The following is a 22,708-nucleotide window of genomic DNA, read 5'->3' as shown; positions in this document are numbered from 1 at the left end:
CGCTTACTTCTCTTCCAGAACTTGCACGTTCAAGCTAGCTGTAACTTCGCTGTGCAGCTTCACAGGCACTTTGGTTACGCCAAGCGTACGAATTGGCTCTTCAAGGACGATTTTGCGTTTATCGATCACGATCTTATATTGCTTCTCCAGCACCTCTGCGATTTGCTTGCTCGGAATAGCGCCGAACAATCTACCGCCTTCACCAGCTTTCGCCTTGATTTGAACGGTCATTTCGTTCAACTTCTCGCCTAGCGTCTTCGCATCGGCTTTCTCTTGATCCTTACGGCGCTGCTCCGCTTTCTTCTGATTGTCCAGCACCTTCACCGTTCCGGTAGTCGCGGGAGCCGCTAGCCCCTGCGCAATGAGGAAATTCTGTGCATAGCCCTCGGATACTTCTTTGATTTCGCCCTTTTTCCCTTGGCCTTTAACGTCTTTCAGTAAAATGACTTTCATTCGAAAAGTCCCTCCTCTTCCTGCATCTCATCAAGTACTTTCTTCAATCGGTTCGTTGCTTCCTCTAATGTCGTGCCATCCAGCTGCGTCGCCGCATTGGTCAAATGCCCGCCGCCGCCCAGCCGCTCCATCACCAGTTGGACGTTCATCTGTCCCAGCGACCTGGCGCTGATGCCAACAAGTCCATCCGGCCGTTCCGCGATGACAAAGGAAGCCATAATATTCGTCATATTCAACAATGTATCAGCAACTTGCGCGATCATCAACTGAGAATATTTGCGATTTGGCTCAGCAACTGCCAACGCGATGTGCTCGTGGATCGTTTCCGTATGCTTAATCACTTCAGACCGTTCGATATACGAATCGAGATCCTCCTTCAGCAGCCGCTGAATGAGCGCGGAATCGGCCCCGTTCCGGCGCAAATACGAGGCGGCCTCGAACGTTCTCGCCCCTGTCCGAAGGCTGAAGCTCTTCGTATCGACCACGATGCCGGCCAGCAGCGTCGTAGCCTCCAGCACTTCCATCGTCAGCTTCTCGTTGATGTACTGAAGCAGCTCGGTCACCAGCTCGCACGTAGAGGACGCATAAGGCTCCATATAGACCAGTGTCGCGTCATGGATGAACTCCTCGCTGCGGCGATGGTGATCGACCACCACGATCCTGTGTGTCTGCTGGAGCAGCCTTGGCTCGGCTACCATAGAAGCCTTGTGCGTATCCAGCACAACGGCCAGAGTACGCTGCGTTGTAATCTGCATCGCCTGTTCCGGCGTAATGAACCAGCGGTGCAGCCGCTCATCGCCGGCGATCGTTTCCATCACCTTCTGAATCGACGGATTCACGCTCTCCAGCACGATATAGCCTTCCTTGCCGACTACTTGCACGGCCTTCAAGATGCCGATCGATGCCCCGATGCAGTCCATATCCGGGAACCGATGGCCCATGATGATGACCTTATCGCTATCCTTCATCAAATCACGCAAAGCGTGAGAGATGACCCTTGCTCTTACACGTGTGCGTTTCTCCACGGCATTCGTTCTTCCGCCATAGAAGGACAGTCTCTGGCCCACCTTGACCGTCACTTGATCGCCGCCGCGGCCCAAGGACATATCCAGCCCCATCTGCGCCATTTGGCCAAGCTCCGTCAACTCTTCGGCGCCGGAAGCAATCCCGATACTCAGCGTCATCGGCAGCTTGTTCTCGATCGTCAAATCCCGCACATCGTCCAGGATTTCAAACCGGGTCTGCTCCAGCTGACGAAGCGCCTTCTGATCCATCAGAATAAGGAAGCGGTCCGAAGACGTCCGGCGCAAATACAGCTGATGCTTCTGGGCCCATTCCGTAATCTCGCCCGTCACTTTCGCCAGCATGATGCTGCGCGTCTGATCATCCAGCCCCTGCGTCGACTCCTCCAGGTTATCCATCATGACGATGCCGATCGCCGTTTTCTCATCCTCGTACTTCCTCGCCAAATTCGCATGTTCTGTGATTTCCCGGAAATAGAGCAGCCTTTCTTCGGGCCGGATCCATACTTGGTAAATGAACTTTCCGATGGTCAGATCTACTTTCTCGCTCTTATCTTTCCGGTTCTTCAAGTCCGGGAAATAATCGTACAGCGGCTCGCCGATAACGGAATCTTGCCCCAGCATTCTCGCCACAAACGGGTTGTGCCATTCGATGCGCTTCTCTTCATTATATAAAATAATTCCGATAGGAAGAGCGCTCATCACCTCGTTGCCCGCCTTCTTGACCCGATGCGTAATCGTGCCGACGTACGTGTTCAGCTCGTTGCGGAAAGCCGTTTCCGCTTGCAGCGTGAAGTACGCCAAAACCCCGCATATCAGGAAGGCCGTAACGCCCAGCCACCATTTGAACATATAGATCGTAGCTGTCATGAGGATGAGCAGAACGAAAATCCACACGATGTGTTGACCGTGCCACCGCTTTAAAAGGAACTTCGGCATTCGAACTAGCTCCTAATCCTATAAATTTTTCTTGAACCGTTCACGGATTGGAAACGCAACATCAAATACCCCTAATAAGCTGTATACGATAAAAAGTGGAGGCATGAAACAAACGATAATCATCGCAACGATCGGTAGTACAGGTTTCCATTTGTTCGCATGAGCAACGAAAAACAGAAAACAGATCGCTTGAACGGCAAATGCCAGCATCAAGAGCGGCATAGCATTCATCAGCAGCGTAGGGATCAACGAATTCGACGCCGGATTGGTGAACAAATCCAACACGAACACAATCAGGTAAATCCAAACCAACGATTTCTGCAGCATCCATTCGCGCATCGGGCGCAAGCCCGGAATGCCTTCACCTGTTTTATTAAGCAGCCAGCGGCTGATGCCGTGAGTCACAAAGGTGTAGAACAGCGCTACAAAAATTAGATACAGCGGAATCACTTGCACAATGAAATTCACATACCAATCCTGATCTTTGGGCAAAACGTCCCGAATCCCCGGCGGCATGCTCGCGATACTGTCCACCATGAAATGCTTGAACTTCGCCACCGGATCGAATCCGAGGGAGTAGCCAATGAGCAGACTTAGGAGCGACTCCGCCAAAATCGTGATGATTCCTGCTGTCAGAACCGATCTGGCGGCTGCTTTGCGTTTATATAAATTACCCATGACCAATACCGGTGGTAAGAAGAACAGCGATACGGACATGAGGGATATCCCGTGCCATTGGGTAAGCAAATAAACGACGAGCAAGCTTATGACATAGCTAATGACAAAACGCTTGGTACTGGATTTAACATACAACATTAGAACTGGGATCATGAGAAAACTGAATGTGAAAATAATAAAAGGCGTCATTAGAGACAGCAATGACAGGATCGTCACCGCACTCCAGATGATGCTTTGCCAACTTCGATTCCCCAACCGGGCTCACCTCTTACGTAAATGTTCTTCGAGCGATGAAATGTCGCCATACCAATCCTCAAGTTGATGGCCCTCTTGGCGGTGCTTCTTCATTTTCTCTACAATGGCTTCGTCCAAATTGCGATAGGAAATCCCCAATCTTCTCCCAAGTATATAGCCGCTTGAAATCAAACTGGCTAATCCGTCGACAATTTTGACATGGCTGCCTTCCCATATGCCTTTCAGCAGGTGTGCTACGTGATCTACGACTTCTGTCTTGAGCCACTCAATGACTTTGGCCCGTCTGGCTAGGTCTACATCCTTTTCCCTATTCAGCAACCGTCATCTCTCCCCATCCTACAAAAGACTATTGTGTTAATTATACCACAAAACAGACCAAGAAAAGAAAGCCCCTACAGAGCGGTACGATCTCCCGCGGTGGACGGCGTAGAGATGACGAGAAATTCAACGGCCTCCGTTGACTCATTACGGATTTGATGCGGCACGCCAGGCTGAATCGTACAGCCCTCGTGCGGCTTGAGCGTAATGTCCGTACCATCGATCCACATCACAGCTTCGCCTTGTAAAATAAAGAAAAACTGTTTCGCCTTCTGATGCAGATGCTTAATCTCGCTCGTTCCCGGCGGCATGCTCTCTTGAATGATCGTTCTGTCCGCATCCCGCTCCAAGTACCAGCCATCGCAGGCATCGCCCCATATGTAATGTTCAGCTTGCTCTTTGCGAATCTTCATGTGCTTTCTCTCCCGGTCCTCATCTTCTCGGCATACAAAAAAGACAGCCGTGAAAACAGCTGCCTTCTAAGCAAATCTTATTCCGTTGTGTAAGGCAACAATGCGATTGTACGGGAACGCTTGATAGCGATCGTCAATGCACGTTGGTACTTAGCGGAAGTACCAGTTACACGTCTAGGAAGAATCTTCCCGCGCTCACTGATGAACTTTTTGAGAGTTTCAATGTCTTTATAGTCAATGTGCTTGATTTTGTTAACTGTGAAGTAACAAACTTTACGACGTTTGCCTTTACCGCCTTTGCCACGAGGAGCAAATTTGCGATCGCCGCGATCTTCACTATTGTTATCTCTTTTTTGGAAAGCCATTAGTTTGTTCAGTCCTTTCTACTTTAGAATGGCAAGTCATCATCGGAAATGTCGATCGGTTTTCCGTCATCGATGAAAGGATCCTGCTGCTCGCGCGATCCACCGCCACGATTGCCACTGCTTCCGCCGCCGTAGCTAGCGTTTGCGTTCGATCCACCGTCTTCACGACTTCCGGCACTGTTACTGGATTCAAGGAAGCGCACATTATCGGCAATCACTTCGGTCACATAAACTCTCTTGCCCTCGTTGTTGTCGTAATTACGTACTTGAATTCGGCCTTCCACAGCTGTCAAACGACCTTTACGCAAATAGTTCGCGCATGTTTCGGCAAGCTGCCTCCACGTGACGATATTGATAAAGTCCGCTTCGCGTTCTTTCGAACCTCCGCTTGTGAAAGGGCGGTCTACTGCTAGAGTAAACTGCGTAACGGCTACACCGGCTGGCGTATAACGAAGTTCTGGATCTCTGGTCAATCTACCGATAAGAATGACACGGTTCAACATAGAACATTCCCCCTGACGAAAATACTGGCATGCAATTAAGCTACGTCGTTTGTGATTAAGTGACGGATAACTTCATCCGTAATCTTAAGTACGCGATCAAGTTCGGCTACAACAGCAGGTTCTGCGTTGAAGTGTACAAGCACGTAGTGCCCGTCACGGAACTTATTGATCTCATACGCAAGACGGCGTTTGCCCATCAGGTCCTGTTTGGAGACTTCGCCTCCACCGTTCGTGATGATGCCTTGGAACTTTTCTACTGTAGATTGAACAACTTCTTGCTCAACGTCAGTACGAATGATGTACATCAGTTCATATTTGCGCATGTATGTCACCTCCTTTTGGACTAAGCGGCCCCTGTCAACCTTGTTCTCACAAGGGAAGGAGCAAGGAGCGAGGATTCTTTTTCAAAACTCGCACCTGAATACTATAGCAAATTGCACGACAGATTACAAGTCTTTCACACAAGGATGAACATGGCAATGCGCTGCATACATGCTTCCTCTTCAGAAGGGCAATCTAAGCCTGATTGAAAATCTTCCGACGAGGTGATCCATGTGGGTGAATGGACAGTATTCAATGAAGGCGATCATGTACCTAACGACGGCGTTTACATCGAGATGGGCGAGAATGCCGTTCATATGGGAATTGAAAATCCGAAAATAGTCACATTAAAAAAAGGCGACCGATTTCCGGCTAACACCAACCATAATCGGAAATGGCACCGTAAAAAGCCTTAACTAGGAGAAATTCACCATGAGAACATCCACGTTTACTTGGCTGTTTACCTTCATCGGCGCGGCCCTTTGCTTAGTTCATTATTTATTTCACGATCATGATGCCTTCTACATGATTTTCTATGCGCTTAGCGTACCTGCTTGGTTTGCATCCACATTCACGAACGTCCATGAAATATCCATGTTCCGGATGCTTATCATCTATGCGTTGACGATCGCGACATGGGCGCTTGTCGGCTATGTCATCGATCGGTTCTCCGTCAGCTATCGAAACCGCGATAGGAACTATTAGAGGAATCAAAAGCTGGCCCTATTTATGTAGTTCACCTACTTTAGGGCCAGCTTTTCTTTTGGGCGGTCAAACCATAAACCTGTATCCCGATCCCCACACCGTTCCTATGTATTGGGGTTTAGACGGGATTTCCTCAATTTTCTCTCTGATTCTGGCAATATGGACCGTTACCGTAGAGGCGTCGCTCATCGCATCCATCCCCCAGATTCTCTCAAAAAGCTCCTCTTTGCCAAACACCCGGTTGGCGTTCTGCAGCAGAAATAGAAGCAGTTCGAACTCCTTTTGCGCCAAAACGACTTCATTTCCGTTCACAAATACTCTTCTGGCATCTTTCTGAATCTCGAGGCCTCGAACCTGGATCGTGCTCCCCTCATTCCCCTTCCCGAACCGCTCTTTCATCCGTTCGAATTTTTTCAAATGAGCGCCAACCCGGGCCACCAGCTCGCCTGAGCTGAACGGTTTCGTGATGTAATCGTCCGCGCCGAGACCCAAGCCGTTAATTTTGTAAATCTCCTCCGCTCGCGCCGACACTAGCAGCACAGGAATATCATCCTGCTCGCGCACGGTTTTCAAAACCTCGAATCCGTCTTTATCCGGCAGCATGATATCCAGTATAATGAGCTGAAATTCCTCTTCCTTTAGAGCTCTCAGCCCCGCTAATCCGCTGTTTACCGTCTTGACCGAATAACCGCTCAACTCAAGATAATCCCGCTGCAAGTTGGCAATGCTTTGGTCATCCTCAATAATTAGAATCTTTTTCATCATATCCTCCCGGCAATCTACAGCTTCTTAAGGGAAATCATCATGCGAGTCCCCTCTCCTACAACGCTCTTAGCCCATATCGTCCCTTCGTGCCCTTCTACAATTTGCTTGGCAATTGCAAGGCCTAGTCCGCTGCCGCTTTTTCTTGAGGGATCTACCTGATAAAATCGTTCAAAAATATAGGGAAGCTTGTCCTCGGGAATTCCTCTCCCGTTATCTTTAATTTCTATAATCGCGGACGTTCGTGTTTCCCTTAATATAATGGCAATCTTTCCGTTCTCCTTGTCTGCATACATCACAGCATTATCTAGAATGTTCTGTATGACCCTCCTGAATCTTTCGCGATCGATGAGAACTTTGACAGGCTTTTCTAATTCAGTGATTAACGCTATAGACACTCCGGCCTTTTCACATTCATACTTATGATCCGCGACACAATCCTCAAAATAACCGGCTAAATCGCTTTTCTCAAAATGATATGGAATCTGGTTCAAATCAAGCTTGGAGTATAAAAGAAGATCGTCAATCATGGCGTTCACCAGAATAGCTTTGGATCGCGCCGTTTCCAGATACTCCTCCAGCTTCTCAGGTGTCTTGGCTACCCCGTCTATAATGCCCTCAATATAGCCTTTGATGGAGGTGACTGGCGTCTTTAAATCATGTGAAATGCTTGAAACAAGAAACTTCCGATTATCGTCATATTTTTGCTGCAAATAGACCGATTCCTTCAACCTAATCCTCATAATCTCCAGTGCTCTGCACAACTCACTAACTTCTCCTTCGCCCTCTTCCGCGATCCCGTTGCTTAAATCCCCTTCGCTGATCTTTATAGCGGCGTCCTTCAATCTGGCAATCGGCATAATAATGCCGCGCGAGAACTTGTACGAAACCCAGAAATTCAGCAACAGAAAAACAACGGTGAAAAAGCCGAACGTAAAAACGCCAAGCAGCATATAAAAGTTCGTCTTCAGCTTAATTGGCGCAAGCAGCAGCAGAATGCCCGTATCGCCGGATGCAAGTTTATAATCCGTTCGGGTGAAGGCGTAGATCTTCCCATCGAGCTCAAGCTCGCTCCGATTAGAACCATCTCCGGACAGCATGAGGCTTTTCTCGATATCGATCTTATTGAAATTTTGTGTAGCGTACAGAACTTCTCTATTTATAATAATAATCGCACTGGCATCCAAAGCTTTAACCCGATCAGAGAGCTGCTGCTGATAGTTATGATCCCTAAGCTGCTCGAATTTGAGGGACTGCGCTTCTCTTTGGATCTCGCTGATCGCCGCCCTCGCTTCAAACACCTTCTGAATCTCCTTCATCCCGGCTTCGCGGCCAAAAACCTTCGTATACGCAGCCACGAATATGATTACGGCCAACATCGTCAAACCAATGGAAATCAGTACCGTCAGCGCATTCATCGTGAAAAAACGTTTGGTTAAGTGCATGTTTATTCCTTTCCTATATATCCTTACTGTCAAACAAATAATACCCCGTTGTAAATAACATGATACCACAGCCTGACATGATTAATATTTGACGGAATATCTTAAACATATTAATCGATTCGGAAAGCCATAGCGTATACCAGTCAAACATCGACGTAATGAAAAAACTTGAATAGGACGAAAACACAATACCTAGAAAATTGAACCCGATAAACACAAGAATTGAAAGGAAAAAGACGGCTAGTCCTCCCTGAATCACATTAGACAACAGGACTACGATAAGTGCAAACACGAATACAGGGAAAAATGTTAAACCATAAGATAAGAACACCTTTACGATCCCCATAAAGCTAGCAGACGAGGGATTAAATACGAATCCTACAAGCAGAGAAAGCAGCATAACAAACAAAAGGTTCCCCGCAATAAACAAAGCTAAATTTAATACCTTCGCACTAAAAACGCCAAATCGGGAGACCGGTCTTAAAAGCGTTATTTTCATTGTATTCGATGAAGACTCGCCGTTAAACATATCGATCGCTACAAAAATAGCAAACAGCGGCAACAACGTATAAGTAATAAACGATAAAACCACGATGGGAAATTCAGCGCTCCCTACAACCCTTAATCCAAGACCATGTTTAATCGTCGTGACAGCAAGCTGCCCAATGATTACGGCAAGAACGGACAAAATGGCGGCTGCCATTATTTTTTTCTTTTTCAGCAACTTTACCGATTCATTCCTAAACGCAGCGTTAAACCCGCCCATTCCTGTCCACCTCACTAACAAAAAAGTTTTCAAGCGATGAATAATACGAAAGGATATTCTGGGTATATTCTACGTTTACAAGCTTGCCTCCGTAAATAATCCCAATCCTAGAGCACGTTAGTTCCACATCATGGATCAAGTGGCTGGAAATAAAAAAGGTCGTACCTTCTTCCTGAGAAAGCTGTTTGATCAATTTTCTCATTTCCAGCATCCCCTCTACATCAAGTCCGTTTAAAGGCTCGTCCAAAATGAGCAGCTTTGGTTTTGACAAGATAGCGGCCGCGATCCCCAGCCTTTGTTTCATCCCGAGCGAAAATTTTTGAGATTTTTCATTTTTATATTTCAACATGCCTGTTATCTCGAGACACTCATCAATTCGCTTCTGATCAACTTGCGGATAAAATCTTGCGAACAACTTCAGATTCTCATTTGCACTTAAGTAGGGATACGATTCTGCCGTTTCGATCATACAGCCTACATGCTTCATAGCATTGACATAGTCCTCCGTAATGCTGGCGCCGAAAATCTTCACATCGCCACGGTCCGGCTTCATGAGTCCTGTTATCATCTTCATGGCTGTCGTCTTCCCTGCGCCGTTTGGTCCCAAGAAACCGAAGATGTCGCCTTGATCCACATCTAAGTTCAACTCGCTGATTCCCCGGCCATTTTTAAATGACTTCGTTAATCCGCTTATTTCCATCGCCTTAACTGTCAACTTGTATCAGCTCCCGTAAAAATGCTCAGGAAGCCGCATCCGCAGCCTCCTGAACTTCTGTTTTATTCAAATATGCGACTTAATTCGCCGTCGTAATACGGTTTGGATTCCGATCTGTACGAATTCTCGTCAATGATCTCAATATTCATTTCAAAATAAATCTTGCCTGCATTGCTTTGACGGATCGAACCGTTTTTCTGTTCGCCCTTAGCATTCTTATACGTAAACGTTGTAGATGTCGACGAATTATACTCAAAATCAAACGCATCTTTATCCGGATACTGGCCCTCAAATCCAGGAATTACGGTTTCGGAATATTTTCCTTTCACTTTACCGTCGTCTACGCTTGTGATTTCAACTGTTCTCTCGCCGATTTTTACGAACTTGCCGTCTTTCTCCATGACGATATTGTTTTTATATGTTCCTACGTACTTGCTGCTAAATCCTCCCGTATAGCTCACCTTTTCAACATTAGAGCCTGTCAGGTCCGGCGTAGCAATCTTCGTATTGCCAATCTCAGAAAGCTTTACCATGATATTCAGGTTCAAGTTATGCAGAACGCCGTTTTTATCTTTTCCGGAAAGTGTAATATCACCCGTTACATTTTCCAGATAGCCTGCTTTATTTTCAACCGCCGATCCAATAACCTTTTTCACAAAAACATCGCTCTCTATCTCTGGAAACTCTTTATCCGTGTTCAGCATCTGCTTAATGCCAAAGGATGAGACAGCATTCATGAGAGCCGGTACCTGCGCTTCAGACAAGCTGCCCGCATATACTTTTCCGCCATTTGCCCCTTCCTCTACTTGCACATAGTCTTTCAGACCGCCAACCACGGCGTCAACAATCTTCTCGATTTCTTGTGCGCCCTTCTCTTTGAAAGGATTTTTGAACTCGGCAGGCCCTTTCCTGTTCACATTAGCCGGATATTCTGTGACATAGTAAGTATTGTCCGTTCCGTTTTTATAAACGGACTGCTTTTTATCGGTATAAGTATACCTGGAAGTCGTTTCGCCTTTTGCGGTTTTCGTTGCCTCAAGGACTTCCGACATTTGCTTATCTACATCCATTTTTTGAGAGTTGGAACTTTGGAAAAGAGTTTGATCGTTATCTTTTAATGTATACAATGTCTCAATCGTATAATTTTTCAGATCATTCTCCATGAGAGTTGCGGTATTTTTGGCTGAGCCTTTCAACCGGTCATAACCGGATCCAAGCAAGGTATCGGCGAATGCGGTAGATACGAATAAACAGGCTCCAATCGTGAATGAAAGTACGGTCACTGATTTTTTACTAAGTTTCATCTCGGTTCTCCTTTTAAAAAACAATGTACGGGAAACGTTTCCTTACTAGTATTGTAATATACGCTTATTGAATACATCTAAATGGATTATTAACAAACTATTAACTCTTATTCGGCCGTATTTTTGCTCTTTCCGTTCTACTAGCTTTCATCTATAATTTACTATATCTACCATCCTTGCAGTGAGGTGATTTTTTTGAACGAAAATAACGATAGACAACGTGAGAGCCAGCTAGCTGATTTGAATCCTTCCCATCAGAATCAGAGTTCTACCTCTTTCAGCCGTAGAAAACTGCTCTCTTCGCTTGGCGCTGCAGGACTCGCCTTAGCGGCTGGAGACTTGTTCTCGAACAGTTCCACTGCTCAAGCGGCGGCGGCTTCTACGCTTATCTACAATGTCAAAGATTTCGGAGCCAGCGGCAACCGCCGCTACGATGAAGACGACGCTCCCTATATTCAAAGCGCAATCGATACGGCTGCGGCTTCCGGCGGCATTGTCTTCATTCCCCCAGGGATGTACTCGCTTAAACTACCGCTGCGCATAAGCTCCAATGTTACGATTATGGGAGCAGGCAGCAACAGTATTATTCGTTCGTTCTCCAACAAATTTGGCCTCTTTAATTTAACTGCTGTTCAACATGTGCGCATACAAAGTCTTGCGTTTCAAGGAACCGGCTCATACGGCGGTACTTCTGTTCCTATCGCAGAAAGCGGAATCTCGTTGATCCAAGCAACAGATATCCATATTTCCGATTGTACGTTTTCCATGATCGACAATGGCGTCAAATCTCAAGATTCGAGCCGCGTTACTATTGAGAATTGCTTGTTCGATTCATTAATCGGAGCGCTGGATTACGATACACAAGGATTCGGCATCTGGTGCAGCAATGGTGCAGATCATCAGATTGTACATAATCAATTCTCGACGATGTTCCAATCCTCCATTTTTTTGACCAATGGCAGCCGCCAGTGTTATATCGCTCGCAATCGCATGCAAAAATGCTTTCAATCCGGGGTTGAACTCCTTTCCAAACCGAAAGAAAAGCCATGCTCTTTTAATACGATTTCAGATAACATCATGGAGGCATTCGCTAATTCAAGCGGAAGTACGGGATATACGTTCGGCATACGTCTTAGAGGAAACTGTGTATCTAATAGTATTATGAACAATATCATGAACGAGATCGACGATATTGGCATTCAGCTAATCGGTAATGCGGACGCTAAACTGGAGCGGCCTCGCTGTAATCATATCTCCCATAACCAGCTCGCCAACATCGGTGATTCCGGGTTAGTTCTCATCAATGCCTACGATAACCGGATTGGGCAGAATATGATCCGCGATGTGAAAGTCGACGGTATTCGAATTGCATCCGATGGAAAAGAAAGCGGCTCATACTCGGATCGTAATCACCTGGCGGGCAATAGCCTCATTCGCTGCACCAAAGCCCCTATCCGGATCGCTGACGCGAACTGCCGGGAAACCGTACTTTTCGGTAATTTGGGTTCAAACAATGGCGATAAAGTGATAGATAAAGGCACAGATTCGATAACTTCCTCTTTATAAAAGAAAGGCCGTACAGCTAAGCTAAGCTGCACGGCCTCCTTCTTATTTCTGGTAAACTCTCTTCTCCGAAATCTTCCCATCCGAAAAAAAGACGATCTGCATATAGTACCCTGGTTGATTAGAAATCGCAAAATCATATGTCTTCTTGCCGTTCTCATCTTTGACCAGCTTGCCTTTGGACCCTGTCTCCTTCACCAAATCATCATACGTACTTGTCATGCTTATCTTATCGGCCTGCTCCTTCGTAATTTGAGGAGGAGGCTCTTCCTGTGCTGTGTCCTTGCTGCCAGCCGCTGGCGTCGCTGTAGCCGTTGTTCCTCCGCTCGTTCCGCTTGTCGCGCTAGGCGTCCCAGAAGCCCCTCCAGAAGGCGCAACGCTCGCTCCCGTTGTTGGACTAGGGGTTGCACCCTCATTCTTTTTAGCGCAGCCTGTAGCGACTAAGGCCAGTACCAGAAACATCATCAACCAACTTCTCATTACGCTTACCTCCTTCATGTTGCCAAACGCAGATATGAGCTTATTTTGCTTTCTTTTCAACATTTTATCCCTGCACGACAGACATAAGCCCATAAGCAAAAAAGCCCTCTACATCTTTCCAGACGTAAAAAGCCTCTAAAATGTTTCACGTGGAACCAATGACATCCCTGAAAATTAAAAAAAGCCTTCTGCATAGGCAGAAGACCTTCATTGTCATAGCTTGTACGGAAAGAGTGGGATTCGAACCCACGCACGCCTCGCGACGCCTAGCTGATTTCGAGTCAGCCCCCTTGGGCCTCTTGGGTACCTTTCCAATAAAACGCGAGAACAGGATTCATTATATCAAAAATCCTTCACTCTCGCAAGTGCTTTTCCAAATCAATTTTAAGTCGTTTCTTCCGCTTGATCTGCGTTGGATCGAAGCACCTTTTTCAACTTGCTTTCGAACTTCGTTCTTGGCACTAGAACACTGTGTTTACAGCCTACGCATTTAATTCGAATATCCATACCCATCCGTATGATTTCCATCTCATTGGTGCCACACGGATGGGGCTTTTTCATTTGCACAATATCGCCAAGCTGATACTGCTTTTTCTCCATACGTCCGTCACCGCCTTTTTAGCTGCTAGTATCGATTTGCACACTGTCGAGTCTTTTCTTAATCTCTATGTTCAAAAGTCTTGTCACATTAAATTGCCGGGTTGGTTTGCACTCCGCGATAATTCGGATTTTCAAATCCGTTGTACCCACTACCTGAACGCCAAGCACTTCGGGCTCCTTCACAATGTCTTCCGTAAGCTCTTGTACATGCTTAACCGTTTCTTTAAGTACTTGCGTAGCATCGTCAATATTCAAGTGATGTGGAATCGTTACATCGACGACCGCCAGCGAATTGTAAGTAGAGAAATTGGTGACTTGTTTAATATTTCCGTTAGGAATGATATGTACTTCACCGGTCCAGCTTTTAATCCGGGTGACGCGAATTCCGATCTCTTCAACCGTACCTTTAAAAGAATCAATTTGAATAACGTCCCCTACGCCGAATTGATCCTCGAAAATGATGAAGAAACCTGTAATAACATCCTTCACCAAACTTTGTGCTCCGAAACCTATCGCCAACCCAAGTACACCTGCCCCGGCCAGCAATGGTCCTAAATTCAAACCTACTTGTCCAAGTATCAACATGATGCAGATGAGATTTACCGTATAAGCAATTAAATTATGTATAAGGCTTCCTATCGTATTCGTTCTGCGTCTATCAAACTTCAGCGGTGACTTATCTCTAGCAGCCATCATATGTTCAATGGTCTTATCGGCAATTTTGATGCACACTCTTGAAACAATATAAATAAGTAAAATCTTTACGATTATCCAAAATATCGAAGCCAGCATTTCAGGTTTTGATAAATGTTCGCTTATCCACTTCGTCAAATCTGTCCAATAATTCGTAATAAAGGTCACCTTTAGACCTCCCTTTTCATTCCATGGTAACATATTTATCTTCTTTTTTAAAATAAATGCCTCTGATTTCTACGTTTTCAGATGCAATAATCTCTCGGACTTGTGCTAAATTCTCACCCGGAAATTCAATAGAAAGGGCACACCCAGCCGTAACTTCCTTCGGAGTAGGTCGGATATCAATTTCAATATCGGCATACTCTAGCAGCATCTCAGCACGCAAGGCTTGTTGCGTAGAATCGAAAGCTAATAACATAACGGAAATATTCAAGGAAAAACCCTCCTTTCCTACGTATAAATGTCTCTATCTATCCATATACTAGTAAAAAAAGAAGAAGTACTTGGAGGGATATGATGAAATTCCAATATGGTTTCGACGGAATAAAAAACACGGATCTAGGCCCACTTAAAATCCAGCACACAGATGCCGATACCCCTTTTCTTCTCTCTAAGCATTTACAAACCATTTTCAGTAAGCTACCAACCTATCAACCTATCGTTGTTATCTGTGTAGGGACCGATCGTTCCACGGGTGACTCGCTTGGGCCTTTGGTGGGTTCACATTTGAACCGTACGACTAATCTTCGCAATCTTCACCTGTTCGGCACTTTAGATGAGCCGGTCCATGCCATGAACTTATCTGAAACCGTTGATAAAGTACACCGGGAATTCGATAATCCTTTTATCGTTGCCGTTGATGCTTGTTTAGGTCAAGTAGCCAGCGTAGGCTGCATTCAAGTTGCTGATGGCCCGCTCAAGCCTGGTGCCGGAGTAAACAAGGATCTTCCTCCCGTTGGCAATATCCATGTGACCGGTATCGTAAACGTAGGCGGATTCATGGAATATTTCGTTCTGCAGAATACGCGGCTAAGCTTGGTCATGAATATGGCTAACGTTATCGGCGATGCTCTTCACTTGGCTCTGCGCCGCACTCAGGCTTTCGCACCAAGCACTAAGACAGCTTTAAAGTTTGATTAATAGCTTCTTTCTCTTCAGGACTCAATGTAAACGTGGATTGCCCATTTTGAATCGGTTTGGCATACAAGTACATCTGCTCCCTGCTATGTATTCCTGTCAAAACGACACCATCTTGGAATTCATCCAATATGGCAATCGTGAAGCTCAAATTACTTCCACCATCATTGAAGGCATTATACCGGTGAATCGCAACTTTGGACTTCATCTTCTTTAAGGATTCACGAATCATTTCAACTTGGGCTGAAGTCGTTGCTGATTCGGCCTTTTGCTCGTTGATGGCGTGTTGCATTTCAACAAGGAGCTGCTCCATATTTTCTGACTGTGAACCGTTCATCATTTTTGTGTATCGCTTGCGCAAAGACGATAATTTAGCAGATAGGATAATGACGAAAATGAATAAAAATAAGATTAGCACATAGCTTACAATGACGACAAAACTGCCATCCAAACCAAACAGTTCCCCCATGGTTGATCCCTCTTTCTACTTAGCATACTGCGATTGAATCTCTTTCACCGCATAAATAAGAGCTTCCACTTCTTCATCCGTTGTAAAATATCCGATACTCGCTCGAACTGCTCCCTTGGCTAATGTACCTGCCGATTCGTGGGCAAGCGGAGAACAATGATAACCGGACCGGACCGCGATCTGGAAAGATTGATCCAAAATAAAAGCAACTTCCGATGAATCCGCCTCATCGATATTAAAGGAAACAATCCCTGTTTTATTTTGTCCAAGTGCGGGACCAAGAATCGTCACCCCACCAATTCCCAGCAAGCCTTCCATCAACCTTTGCGTTTGACGCCATTCTTTGGCATGAATCTTCTCAATGGTTTCCGCCAATACAAACTTGACGCCTTCGTTCAATCCGGCAATCCCGACAGTATTTTGCGTTCCAGCTTCGTAACGATCAGGACGTACCGTTGGCTGTTGAATTGCCTCCGATTGACTGCCTGTTCCTCCATGCAATATCGGCTCTAAATCAATGTCAGGATGGATGTATAACCCACCCGTCCCCTGAGGCCCTAGAAGCCCTTTATGGCCCGGAAAGGCTAACATATCAATGTTCATATCAACCACGTTAATAGGCAGTATACCGGCGCTCTGAGCCGCGTCTACGAGCAGCTTGGCGCCATGTGCCCGGCATATTTCACCGATCTCCGCCACCGGCATAATCGTACCCAATAAATTCGAGCTGTGATTGACAACAACGAGCGATGTATTCGGTCTTAGTGCCTTTTTGAGCTGGTCTAGTTGGATATCACCGGCTAAATCATTTTTGAGGTACGTAAGCTCTACACCTGATGTAGACTTCAAATATTCCAATGGTCTGCGCACGGAATTGTGCTCAATGTTTGTGCAGATCACGTGATCTCCCGGTTTAACAAAACCTTGGATCGCTTGATTAAGCGCATGCGTTGTATTTAATGCAAACGAAAGATCGTTCGGGTTTTTAATTCCAAACAAGCGTGCCAGGTTTTTTCTTGTTTCAAATAACACCCTGCTTGCTTTCACAGCCATCTGATGGCTTCCCCTTCCGGGATTCGCTGCGTAATCCTGCATACACGCCATCATCGCATCCATAACAGCCGGCGGCTTAGGCCAGGATGATGCTGCTTGGTCAAAGTACATGACGCCTTTCATGGGTCTCACCCTCTCCTATGGACTAAGGTCCACTCATAAATATAGCATACCTTAGTTTGATCTTTCTGCTCGAAAGAAAACCATCGGTATGCTATCTAACTTTTAAGAGATTTTACCTTGAAGTAATTCTAGCAGACGGTTTAAGTCATCTTTTGAATAGTAGAGAAGTTCAATTTTTCCCTTGTCCTGCTGATTTTTGATTTTCACCGTTGTACGATAAATATCTCTAAGTTGATCCTCAGCTTGGTTAATATAGGGGTCTCTATTCTTCTCTTTTTGCTTTGTTTTCTCTTTTTCTTGTCCAGGTGACTCTTCCAACGCTTTTACTGCTTCTTCAAGTTCACGGACACTCCATTGTTTACTGATGGTCGCTTCAGCTAGTTCCTTCTTAATCTTGTCATCCTTCACGCCAACAATCGCTCTCGCATGACCCATGGACAATGTTCCACGTGAAACATATTGTTTAATTGATTCTGGCAGTTGAAGCAGTCTTAAGAAGTTTGCGATATGAGAACGACTCTTGCCGACTTTCGCAGAAAGCTCCTCCTGGGTTAATGAGAACTGATCGATGATCCCCTGATAAGCAAAAGCAATCTCCATCGCGTTCAGATCTTCCCGCTGAACATTCTCAATAAGTGCAATTTCCATGACTTGCTGGTCTGTAAAGGTTCTTTCGACAGCTGGAATTGTTGCAATTCCTGATACTTGAGAAGCACGGAATCTGCGCTCACCCGCAATGATTTCGTAGCCTTTAAGAACCTTACGAACAATGATGGGCTGAATAACGCCATGTTCTTTAATCGAATCAGCTAACTCTTTAATGCTATCTTCGTTAAAATGCTTTCTAGGTTGATAAGGGTTAGCTCTCAATTGCGTTAAAGGAATTTGGATCACTTTATCACTCTCATCAATGTGCAATGACGTGATTAAAGCATCCAAGCCTTTACCTAAACCTTTGTTTAGGCCTTTGGTCATATCGAGATCACTTCCTTCGCAAGCTCTAAATACACTTCCGCGCCTTTTGATCTAGGATCGTAAGTAATAATCGATTGTCCATGACTGGGCGCTTCGCTTAAGCGAACGTTCCGCGGGATAATCGTTTGATATACTTTTGTTTGGAAGTATTTCTTAACTTCCTCAATGACTTGAATGCCGAGGTTTGTTCTAGCATCAAACATCGTTAACAAGACACCTTCAATTTGAAGCCCTGTATTAAGATGCTTTTGGACCAAGCGAACCGTGTTCAACAGTTGGCTTAACCCTTCAAGCGCGTAATATTCACATTGAATTGGGATAATGACTGAATCTGCAGCAGTTAATGAATTAATCGTAAGAAGACCTAACGAAGGTGGGCAATCGATAAGGATGTAATCATACATATGCTTAACTAATTGCAATGACTTTTTCAAGCGAACTTCCCTTGAAATCGTTGGAACAAGCTCAATCTCAGCGCCTGCAAGCTGAATCGTCGCAGGGACAATCTTCAGATTTGGAACATTCGTATCAACCGTTGCATCTTTGGGGTGAACATCGTTAATAAGCACATCATAGATGCAATTCACGACATCTGCCTTATTAACACCAATACCACTTGTCGTATTTCCTTGCGGATCGATGTCAACGAGCAGCACTCTCTTCCCCAGCGAAGCTAAGGAAGCACCCAAATTCACAGAAGTTGTCGTCTTGCCGACGCCACCCTTCTGATTCGTTATTGCTATAATTTTAGACAAAACCATTTCACCTCAATCGCTTATGTTCCAAATGCCATTCTAAAAGCAGTATATCTATCTTAACATATCTATCAGCCAGTTACCTCATCTATATTGATAGTTTTATCTCATAAGATGCAAAAAAACGGCTTGCGCCGTTTAAGGTAGCAATAAATGCTCGATTTTCAGTTATCGTTTAGGAATTTTAATAATAATTTCGTAGTGGTCCTCATGATCCTGCTCATGCTTATTAATATTCAGCCCTGAGCTGGTTACCATCTCAACGGATTGACGAATCGTGTTCAAAGCTAAACGAACATCCTTGGAGAACGAAACTCGACGAGATTTCTTGATTTTCGCTGCTTCCTTTAGGAAGTTAATCTTAATTTCTGTTTGCTTGACATTCAGCTCTTTCGCAATCACTTCTTCAAGAATTTTCACTTGCAATTCCTCTTGATCCAAAGCTAATAACGCTCTGGCGTGACGCTCTGTGATTTTCCGCTCCATCAAAGCCATTTTAACAGGCTCGCTTAAATGCAAAAGGCGAATCTTATTGGCAATGGTTGATTGGCTTTTGCCAAGGCGCTGAGCCAAGCTCTCCTGCGTCAGATCGTGCATTTCAATCAACTGTTGGTAAGCAGCCGCCTCTTCAATCGCAGTCAAACCTTCGCGCTGCAGATTCTCGATAAGAGCAATAGAAGCAGCTTGCGAGTCATTAAAATCCCGTACAATGGCCGGAATTGTATCAAGGCCAAGCTTCTTCACAGCCCTTAAGCGACGCTCACCGGCAATAAGCTCAAATATATTGTTTTTGACCCTGACTACGATTGGCTGAATAACGCCATGCGTTCGAATCGTTTGACACAATTCATCAATACGATCATCATCAAATAAGGTCCTAGGTTGATATGGACTTGGAATAATGTTATTAACCGGTATGTTCTTGACTTCATCCGTCGACGAACGATCAGCAAGTCCAAATAGCTTTGAAATTTGTTCTTTCATAGGAAACCCTACCACCAACTCTTCCCGTAGTTTAAGCGACCAATACGATCCATGAATAGAGACCTCTTCGTCCTACAGAACGAAAACGCTTGTCAAGTTACGGCGAAGTATGACAAGTGCAATCACATAAACTTACTTCAAATTGAATAGATTCTTACTATTTATATATTCTCCATCGAAGCGAAATTTCCTGCTTTTAGTAATTGTGAAACTTAAATGAAATGTTTCACGTGGAACATTTTAACGTTTAATTAGAGGCTCTTTCAATGGAACCCCCGCTTTTCGCGGGTACTTAGCAGGCGTAGCTGCGAGCTTATGAATCTCAACAAAATGCCGCATCGATTCCTCAATTGGCAGCTGCATGTTGAGAACTCTGACTACTTTGCCCTTCAGCTCAGATAAGCTATAGGAGGAATCGCTTAATTCATCTTCAATTTCCGAACCCTTCATGGCGATAAACGTGCCATCCTTTTTCACAAAAGGAAGACAGAACTCATTCAACACCTGAAGTCTCGCAACAGCTCTAGCCGTTACCAAATCGAACTGATCGCGATATTTAGGTAATCTAGCAATGTCCTCCGCTCTACCATGAACACATTCTGTGTCAGACAGACCTAATTGTGAAACTAGCTCTTTCAAGAAAAGTATTCGCTTATTCAACGAATCCACGATCGTTACTTTTAGATGAGGGAAAGCGATTTTCAAAGGAATGCTTGGGAACCCCGCGCCTGAACCAATATCAGCAATCGTAGACACGGAGCTCATATCAAAATTAAAAGCAACAGAAAGAGAGTCGTAGAAATGTTTCAAATAAACCTGCTCTCTCTCTGTAATGCCTGTCAGATTCATTTTCTCATTCCACTCTACAAGAGTCTTGTAGTACTTCTCGAATTGATCCAGTTGTAGAGTAGAAAGAGTAATCTGTTGTTTCTCTAAAAATTGAACAAATTGCTGTTGTATAGCATCCATATGTTAACCTCTAGCCGCAGTGACTCTGTTATAGTGTTCCAAATAAACAAGAAGGATCGAAATATCTGAAGGAGTGACACCTGCAATCCGCGATGCTTGACCAATGGATATCGGGCGGATTTTAGCCAACTTTTGCTTAGCTTCCGTCGCGATGCCATGAATCTCGCTGTATTCGATATCGTCAGGAATCTTTTTCTTTTCCATTTTCCGCAAACGTTCTACTTGATTGCTTTGCTTTTCAATGTAGCCCGCATATTTAACTTGAATTTCGACCTGCTCCTTCATTTCATCATCCAGCTCAAGAGGCGAAGGAGACATTTGCTCAATATGCTTATACTCAATTTCAGGGCGGCGAAGAAGCGCAATAGCCGGAACGGAATTATTTAATACCACACTCTCCAAGCTTTCAAGCAGCTGCTGGACATGCGGTTCCGGTCTAATCTTATCCGTATTCAAACGTTCGATTTCTTGATCGACTAATGCTTTCTTATTTAGAAATGCCGCATAGCGCTCCTCGGTAATCAAACCAATTTCGTGACCGATAGGCGTTAAACGCATATCTGCATTATCATGGCGAAGCAGCAAGCGATATTCGGCGCGTGATGTTAATAGACGATAAGGCTCATTCGTTCCTTTCGTCACTAGATCATCAATGAGAACACCAATATAGCCTTCAGATCGGTCCAGAACGACCGCCTCTTTGTTTTGCACTTTACGAGCCGCATTAATCCCGGCCATAACTCCCTGCCCAGCCGCTTCTTCATAACCGGAAGTTCCATTAATTTGCCCAGCCGTAAAAAGCCCGCTAACAAGCTTCGTCTCAAGAGACGGCTTCAATTGCGTAGGAACTACCGCATCATATTCAATCGCATAGCCGGTACGCATCATCTCGACCTTCTCAAGGCCAGGGATTGAGCGCAAAATACCAAGTTGTACATCTTCCGGCATGCTCGTAGATAATCCTTGAACATAGTATTCGGATGTATTGCGGCCTTCCGGTTCAAGGAAAATTTGATGCTTTGGCTTATCAGCAAAACGAACAATTTTATCCTCGATAGATGGACAATATCTAGGGCCCGTTCCTTCAATAGCACCCGAAAACATCGGAGCACGGTGCAGGTTCGAGTTAATAATATTGTGCGTCTCTTCTGACGTATACGTTAACCAACAAGGCAATTGTTCATTAGAGCCCGATTTCGTCTCAAAAGAGAAAAACTTAGGCTCATCATCGCCTGGTTGAATTTCTGTTTTGCTGAAATCAATGGAGTCTTTATGAACCCGCGGCGGAGTTCCCGTTTTGAAACGAACGAGATCAAAACCTAATTTACGCAAAGACTCGGAAAGCTTTACCGAAGGCTGTTGGTTATTCGGACCGCTCTCATACATCAGCTCGCCCATAATAACTTTACCTCTTAGGTAAGTACCCGTCGTAAGTACAATTGCTTTTGCGTAGTACTCGGCGCCTGTTTTCGTAATAACGCCTTTGATAGAGCCATTTTCTACGATGAGATCTTCAGCCATACCTTGACGTAACGTTAAGTTTGGCGTTGCTTCGATTGTTTCTTTCATTTTGTGCTGATACGAAAATTTGTCCGCTTGAGCACGAAGCGCATGTACAGCTGGACCTTTCCCTGTATTCAACATACGCATTTGAATGTAGGTTTTGTCGATGTTGCGGCCCATTTCGCCGCCAAGCGCGTCGATTTCCCGAACAACGTGGCCCTTCGCAGGACCACCAATGGATGGATTGCATGGCATGAAAGCAACCATATCCAGATTAATCGTTAATAGTAGTGTATTGCAGCCCATGCGGGCAGAGGCCAGAGCAGATTCGCAACCTGCGTGTCCGGCGCCGATAACAATAACATCATAATCACCTGCATGATATCCCATAGAGCAACGTCCCTCCCTCTTTTATGAAAACGAAAATGCTGTCGATT

28 protein-coding genes and 1 tRNA gene are annotated in these 22,708 nt (G+C 45.1%); 4 read left to right on the top strand and 25 right to left on the bottom strand.

Annotated features, from left to right (window positions below; translation table 11 throughout):
* Positions 1-3: 3 nt before the first annotated feature.
* The 8 genes from rplI to rpsF form a co-directional block, all read right to left on the bottom strand.
* Positions 4-453, bottom strand: a complete 450-nt coding sequence (rplI, locus tag AC3WRW_RS25500) for a 50S ribosomal protein L9 (protein WP_492549042.1) — start codon at positions 451-453, stop codon at positions 4-6.
* Entirely contained in the window at positions 450-2,414 is a 1,965-nt protein-coding gene (locus AC3WRW_RS25495) for a DHH family phosphoesterase (protein ID WP_492549041.1), read from the bottom strand. The genes rplI and AC3WRW_RS25495 overlap by 4 nt, the downstream gene beginning before the upstream one ends.
* Positions 2,415-2,432: 18 nt before the next feature.
* Entirely contained in the window at positions 2,433-3,347 is a 915-nt protein-coding gene (locus AC3WRW_RS25490) for a DUF2232 domain-containing protein (RefSeq protein ID WP_492549040.1), read from the bottom strand.
* A 6-nt stretch (positions 3,348-3,353) separates the two neighbouring features.
* Entirely contained in the window at positions 3,354-3,665 is a 312-nt protein-coding gene (locus AC3WRW_RS25485) for a MazG-like family protein (RefSeq protein WP_167054924.1), read from the bottom strand.
* A 74-nt stretch (positions 3,666-3,739) separates the two neighbouring features.
* Positions 3,740-4,078 carry a cupin domain-containing protein gene (locus AC3WRW_RS25480; RefSeq protein ID WP_492549039.1) on the bottom strand — a complete coding sequence of 113 codons (339 nt, stop codon included), beginning with the start codon at positions 4,076-4,078 and terminating at the stop codon, positions 3,740-3,742.
* Positions 4,079-4,155: 77 nt separating this feature from the next.
* Positions 4,156-4,443, bottom strand: a complete 288-nt coding sequence (gene rpsR / locus AC3WRW_RS25475) for a 30S ribosomal protein S18 (RefSeq protein WP_029196139.1) — start codon at positions 4,441-4,443, stop codon at positions 4,156-4,158.
* A gap of 23 nt (positions 4,444-4,466) precedes the next feature.
* The gene (gene ssb, locus AC3WRW_RS25470; RefSeq protein ID WP_492549038.1) at positions 4,467-4,946 is read right to left on the bottom strand and encodes a single-stranded DNA-binding protein; all 480 of its coding nucleotides are present in this window, start codon (positions 4,944-4,946) and stop codon (positions 4,467-4,469) included.
* Between the two features lie 35 nt (positions 4,947-4,981).
* On the bottom strand, positions 4,982-5,269 hold the full coding sequence (gene rpsF, locus AC3WRW_RS25465) for a 30S ribosomal protein S6 (protein WP_492549037.1): 288 nt from the start codon (positions 5,267-5,269) through the stop codon (positions 4,982-4,984).
* A gap of 231 nt (positions 5,270-5,500) precedes the next feature.
* On the opposite strand from rpsF, the gene AC3WRW_RS25460 reads away from it, so the two are divergent.
* Positions 5,501-5,683 (top strand): YjzC family protein, encoded by a 183-nt coding sequence (locus AC3WRW_RS25460; protein WP_492549036.1) that lies wholly within the window; start codon positions 5,501-5,503, stop codon positions 5,681-5,683.
* 16 nt (positions 5,684-5,699) lie between these two features.
* Positions 5,700-5,972 (top strand): hypothetical protein, encoded by a 273-nt coding sequence (locus AC3WRW_RS25455; RefSeq protein ID WP_492549035.1) that lies wholly within the window; start codon positions 5,700-5,702, stop codon positions 5,970-5,972.
* 66 nt (positions 5,973-6,038) lie between these two features.
* On the opposite strand, the gene AC3WRW_RS25450 is transcribed toward AC3WRW_RS25455, so the two are convergent.
* The 5 genes from AC3WRW_RS25450 to AC3WRW_RS25430 all read right to left on the bottom strand — a co-directional run bounded on the left by AC3WRW_RS25450 (position 6,039) and on the right by AC3WRW_RS25430 (position 10,964).
* Positions 6,039-6,734 (bottom strand): response regulator transcription factor, encoded by a 696-nt coding sequence (locus AC3WRW_RS25450; protein ID WP_492549034.1) that lies wholly within the window; start codon positions 6,732-6,734, stop codon positions 6,039-6,041.
* A gap of 17 nt (positions 6,735-6,751) precedes the next feature.
* Positions 6,752-8,179: a sensor histidine kinase gene (locus tag AC3WRW_RS25445; RefSeq protein ID WP_492549033.1), complete on the bottom strand. Its 1,428-nt coding sequence runs from the start codon at positions 8,177-8,179 to the stop codon at positions 6,752-6,754.
* 13 nt (positions 8,180-8,192) lie between these two features.
* Positions 8,193-8,945: an ABC transporter permease gene (locus AC3WRW_RS25440; protein ID WP_492549032.1), complete on the bottom strand. Its 753-nt coding sequence runs from the start codon at positions 8,943-8,945 to the stop codon at positions 8,193-8,195.
* Positions 8,932-9,645, bottom strand: coding sequence for an ABC transporter ATP-binding protein (locus tag AC3WRW_RS25435; RefSeq protein WP_492549057.1), 714 nt, complete (start codon positions 9,643-9,645; stop codon positions 8,932-8,934). The genes AC3WRW_RS25440 and AC3WRW_RS25435 overlap by 14 nt, the downstream gene beginning before the upstream one ends.
* A 77-nt stretch (positions 9,646-9,722) precedes the next feature.
* A complete protein-coding gene (locus AC3WRW_RS25430) occupies positions 9,723-10,964 on the bottom strand; it encodes a hypothetical protein (RefSeq protein ID WP_492549031.1) in 1,242 nt (413 codons plus the stop codon).
* 195 nt (positions 10,965-11,159) lie between these two features.
* Here AC3WRW_RS25430 and AC3WRW_RS25425 point away from each other — a divergent pair, with 195 nt between their 5' ends.
* Positions 11,160-12,530, top strand: coding sequence for a right-handed parallel beta-helix repeat-containing protein (locus tag AC3WRW_RS25425; RefSeq protein WP_492549030.1), 1,371 nt, complete (start codon positions 11,160-11,162; stop codon positions 12,528-12,530).
* 42 nt (positions 12,531-12,572) lie between these two features.
* Here AC3WRW_RS25425 and AC3WRW_RS25420 read toward each other — a convergent pair whose 3' ends face one another.
* The 5 genes from AC3WRW_RS25420 to AC3WRW_RS25400 all read right to left on the bottom strand — a co-directional run bounded on the left by AC3WRW_RS25420 (position 12,573) and on the right by AC3WRW_RS25400 (position 14,721).
* The gene (locus AC3WRW_RS25420) at positions 12,573-13,007 is read right to left on the bottom strand and encodes a hypothetical protein (protein ID WP_492549029.1); all 435 of its coding nucleotides are present in this window, start codon (positions 13,005-13,007) and stop codon (positions 12,573-12,575) included.
* 225 nt (positions 13,008-13,232) lie between these two features.
* A tRNA-Ser gene (locus AC3WRW_RS25415) sits at positions 13,233-13,320 on the bottom strand.
* A 71-nt stretch (positions 13,321-13,391) separates the two neighbouring features.
* Positions 13,392-13,607 (bottom strand): DUF951 domain-containing protein, encoded by a 216-nt coding sequence (locus AC3WRW_RS25410; RefSeq protein ID WP_171685556.1) that lies wholly within the window; start codon positions 13,605-13,607, stop codon positions 13,392-13,394.
* Between the two features lie 18 nt (positions 13,608-13,625).
* Positions 13,626-14,468: a mechanosensitive ion channel family protein gene (locus AC3WRW_RS25405; RefSeq protein WP_492549028.1), complete on the bottom strand. Its 843-nt coding sequence runs from the start codon at positions 14,466-14,468 to the stop codon at positions 13,626-13,628.
* Positions 14,469-14,484: 16 nt separating this feature from the next.
* On the bottom strand, positions 14,485-14,721 hold the full coding sequence (locus AC3WRW_RS25400) for a putative Se/S carrier protein (RefSeq protein WP_492549056.1): 237 nt from the start codon (positions 14,719-14,721) through the stop codon (positions 14,485-14,487).
* 98 nt (positions 14,722-14,819) lie between these two features.
* On the opposite strand from AC3WRW_RS25400, the gene yyaC reads away from it, so the two are divergent.
* Positions 14,820-15,443 (top strand): spore protease YyaC, encoded by a 624-nt coding sequence (gene yyaC, locus AC3WRW_RS25395; protein ID WP_492549027.1) that lies wholly within the window; start codon positions 14,820-14,822, stop codon positions 15,441-15,443.
* Here the strand turns inward: yyaC and AC3WRW_RS25390 are convergent.
* The 7 genes from AC3WRW_RS25390 to mnmG all read right to left on the bottom strand — a co-directional run bounded on the left by AC3WRW_RS25390 (position 15,418) and on the right by mnmG (position 22,661).
* Positions 15,418-15,909: a DUF4446 family protein gene (locus AC3WRW_RS25390; RefSeq protein WP_492549026.1), complete on the bottom strand. Its 492-nt coding sequence runs from the start codon at positions 15,907-15,909 to the stop codon at positions 15,418-15,420. The genes yyaC and AC3WRW_RS25390 overlap by 26 nt on opposite strands.
* Before the next feature lie 15 nt (positions 15,910-15,924).
* Complete coding sequence (locus tag AC3WRW_RS25385; protein WP_492549025.1) at positions 15,925-17,085, bottom strand: aminotransferase class V-fold PLP-dependent enzyme; 1,161 nt, start codon at positions 17,083-17,085, stop codon at positions 15,925-15,927.
* 102 nt (positions 17,086-17,187) lie between these two features.
* The gene (locus AC3WRW_RS25380; protein WP_492549024.1) at positions 17,188-18,060 is read right to left on the bottom strand and encodes a ParB/RepB/Spo0J family partition protein; all 873 of its coding nucleotides are present in this window, start codon (positions 18,058-18,060) and stop codon (positions 17,188-17,190) included.
* Positions 18,057-18,815, bottom strand: a complete 759-nt coding sequence (locus AC3WRW_RS25375) for a ParA family protein (RefSeq protein WP_127454079.1) — start codon at positions 18,813-18,815, stop codon at positions 18,057-18,059. The genes AC3WRW_RS25380 and AC3WRW_RS25375 overlap by 4 nt, the downstream gene beginning before the upstream one ends.
* Positions 18,816-18,983: 168 nt before the next feature.
* Positions 18,984-19,799: a nucleoid occlusion protein gene (gene noc, locus AC3WRW_RS25370; protein WP_492549023.1), complete on the bottom strand. Its 816-nt coding sequence runs from the start codon at positions 19,797-19,799 to the stop codon at positions 18,984-18,986.
* A gap of 240 nt (positions 19,800-20,039) precedes the next feature.
* On the bottom strand, positions 20,040-20,768 hold the full coding sequence (gene rsmG / locus AC3WRW_RS25365; protein ID WP_492549022.1) for a 16S rRNA (guanine(527)-N(7))-methyltransferase RsmG: 729 nt from the start codon (positions 20,766-20,768) through the stop codon (positions 20,040-20,042).
* A 3-nt stretch (positions 20,769-20,771) separates the two neighbouring features.
* The gene (gene mnmG, locus AC3WRW_RS25360) at positions 20,772-22,661 is read right to left on the bottom strand and encodes a tRNA uridine-5-carboxymethylaminomethyl(34) synthesis enzyme MnmG (protein WP_492549021.1); all 1,890 of its coding nucleotides are present in this window, start codon (positions 22,659-22,661) and stop codon (positions 20,772-20,774) included.
* Positions 22,662-22,708 lie beyond the last annotated feature (47 nt).

It is taken from the genome of Paenibacillus sp. FW126-R14 (genome assembly GCF_058789495.1).
Note: the sequence above shows the minus strand (reverse complement) of the source record. Positions and strands in the feature narration are given on the sequence as shown.

Excerpts from the sequence above, each read along its gene's own strand:
- rplI (WP_492549042.1), bottom strand. The coding sequence starts at position 453 with ATGAAAGTCATTTTACTGAAAGACGTTAAAGGCCAAGGGAAAAAGGGC.
- AC3WRW_RS25495 (WP_492549041.1), bottom strand. The coding sequence starts at position 2,414 with ATGCCGAAGTTCCTTTTAAAGCGGTGGCACGGTCAACACATCGTGTGG.
- AC3WRW_RS25480 (WP_492549039.1), bottom strand. The coding sequence starts at position 4,078 with ATGAAGATTCGCAAAGAGCAAGCTGAACATTACATATGGGGCGATGCC.
- rpsR (WP_029196139.1), bottom strand. The coding sequence starts at position 4,443 with ATGGCTTTCCAAAAAAGAGATAACAATAGTGAAGATCGCGGCGATCGC.
- ssb (WP_492549038.1), bottom strand. The coding sequence starts at position 4,946 with ATGTTGAACCGTGTCATTCTTATCGGTAGATTGACCAGAGATCCAGAA.
- rpsF (WP_492549037.1), bottom strand. The coding sequence starts at position 5,269 with ATGCGCAAATATGAACTGATGTACATCATTCGTACTGACGTTGAGCAA.
- AC3WRW_RS25455 (WP_492549035.1), top strand. The coding sequence starts at position 5,700 with ATGAGAACATCCACGTTTACTTGGCTGTTTACCTTCATCGGCGCGGCC.
- AC3WRW_RS25450 (WP_492549034.1), bottom strand. The coding sequence starts at position 6,734 with ATGAAAAAGATTCTAATTATTGAGGATGACCAAAGCATTGCCAACTTG.
- AC3WRW_RS25445 (WP_492549033.1), bottom strand. The coding sequence starts at position 8,179 with ATGCACTTAACCAAACGTTTTTTCACGATGAATGCGCTGACGGTACTG.
- AC3WRW_RS25440 (WP_492549032.1), bottom strand. The coding sequence starts at position 8,945 with ATGGGCGGGTTTAACGCTGCGTTTAGGAATGAATCGGTAAAGTTGCTG.
- AC3WRW_RS25435 (WP_492549057.1), bottom strand. The coding sequence starts at position 9,645 with ATGGAAATAAGCGGATTAACGAAGTCATTTAAAAATGGCCGGGGAATC.
- AC3WRW_RS25430 (WP_492549031.1), bottom strand. The coding sequence starts at position 10,964 with ATGAAACTTAGTAAAAAATCAGTGACCGTACTTTCATTCACGATTGGA.
- AC3WRW_RS25420 (WP_492549029.1), bottom strand. The coding sequence starts at position 13,007 with ATGAGAAGTTGGTTGATGATGTTTCTGGTACTGGCCTTAGTCGCTACA.
- AC3WRW_RS25410 (WP_171685556.1), bottom strand. The coding sequence starts at position 13,607 with ATGGAGAAAAAGCAGTATCAGCTTGGCGATATTGTGCAAATGAAAAAG.
- AC3WRW_RS25400 (WP_492549056.1), bottom strand. The coding sequence starts at position 14,721 with ATGTTATTAGCTTTCGATTCTACGCAACAAGCCTTGCGTGCTGAGATG.
- yyaC (WP_492549027.1), top strand. The coding sequence starts at position 14,820 with ATGAAATTCCAATATGGTTTCGACGGAATAAAAAACACGGATCTAGGC.
- AC3WRW_RS25390 (WP_492549026.1), bottom strand. The coding sequence starts at position 15,909 with ATGGGGGAACTGTTTGGTTTGGATGGCAGTTTTGTCGTCATTGTAAGC.
- AC3WRW_RS25385 (WP_492549025.1), bottom strand. The coding sequence starts at position 17,085 with ATGAAAGGCGTCATGTACTTTGACCAAGCAGCATCATCCTGGCCTAAG.
- AC3WRW_RS25380 (WP_492549024.1), bottom strand. The coding sequence starts at position 18,060 with ATGACCAAAGGCCTAAACAAAGGTTTAGGTAAAGGCTTGGATGCTTTA.
- noc (WP_492549023.1), bottom strand. The coding sequence starts at position 19,799 with ATGAAAGAACAAATTTCAAAGCTATTTGGACTTGCTGATCGTTCGTCG.
- rsmG (WP_492549022.1), bottom strand. The coding sequence starts at position 20,768 with ATGGATGCTATACAACAGCAATTTGTTCAATTTTTAGAGAAACAACAG.
- mnmG (WP_492549021.1), bottom strand. The coding sequence starts at position 22,661 with ATGGGATATCATGCAGGTGATTATGATGTTATTGTTATCGGCGCCGGA.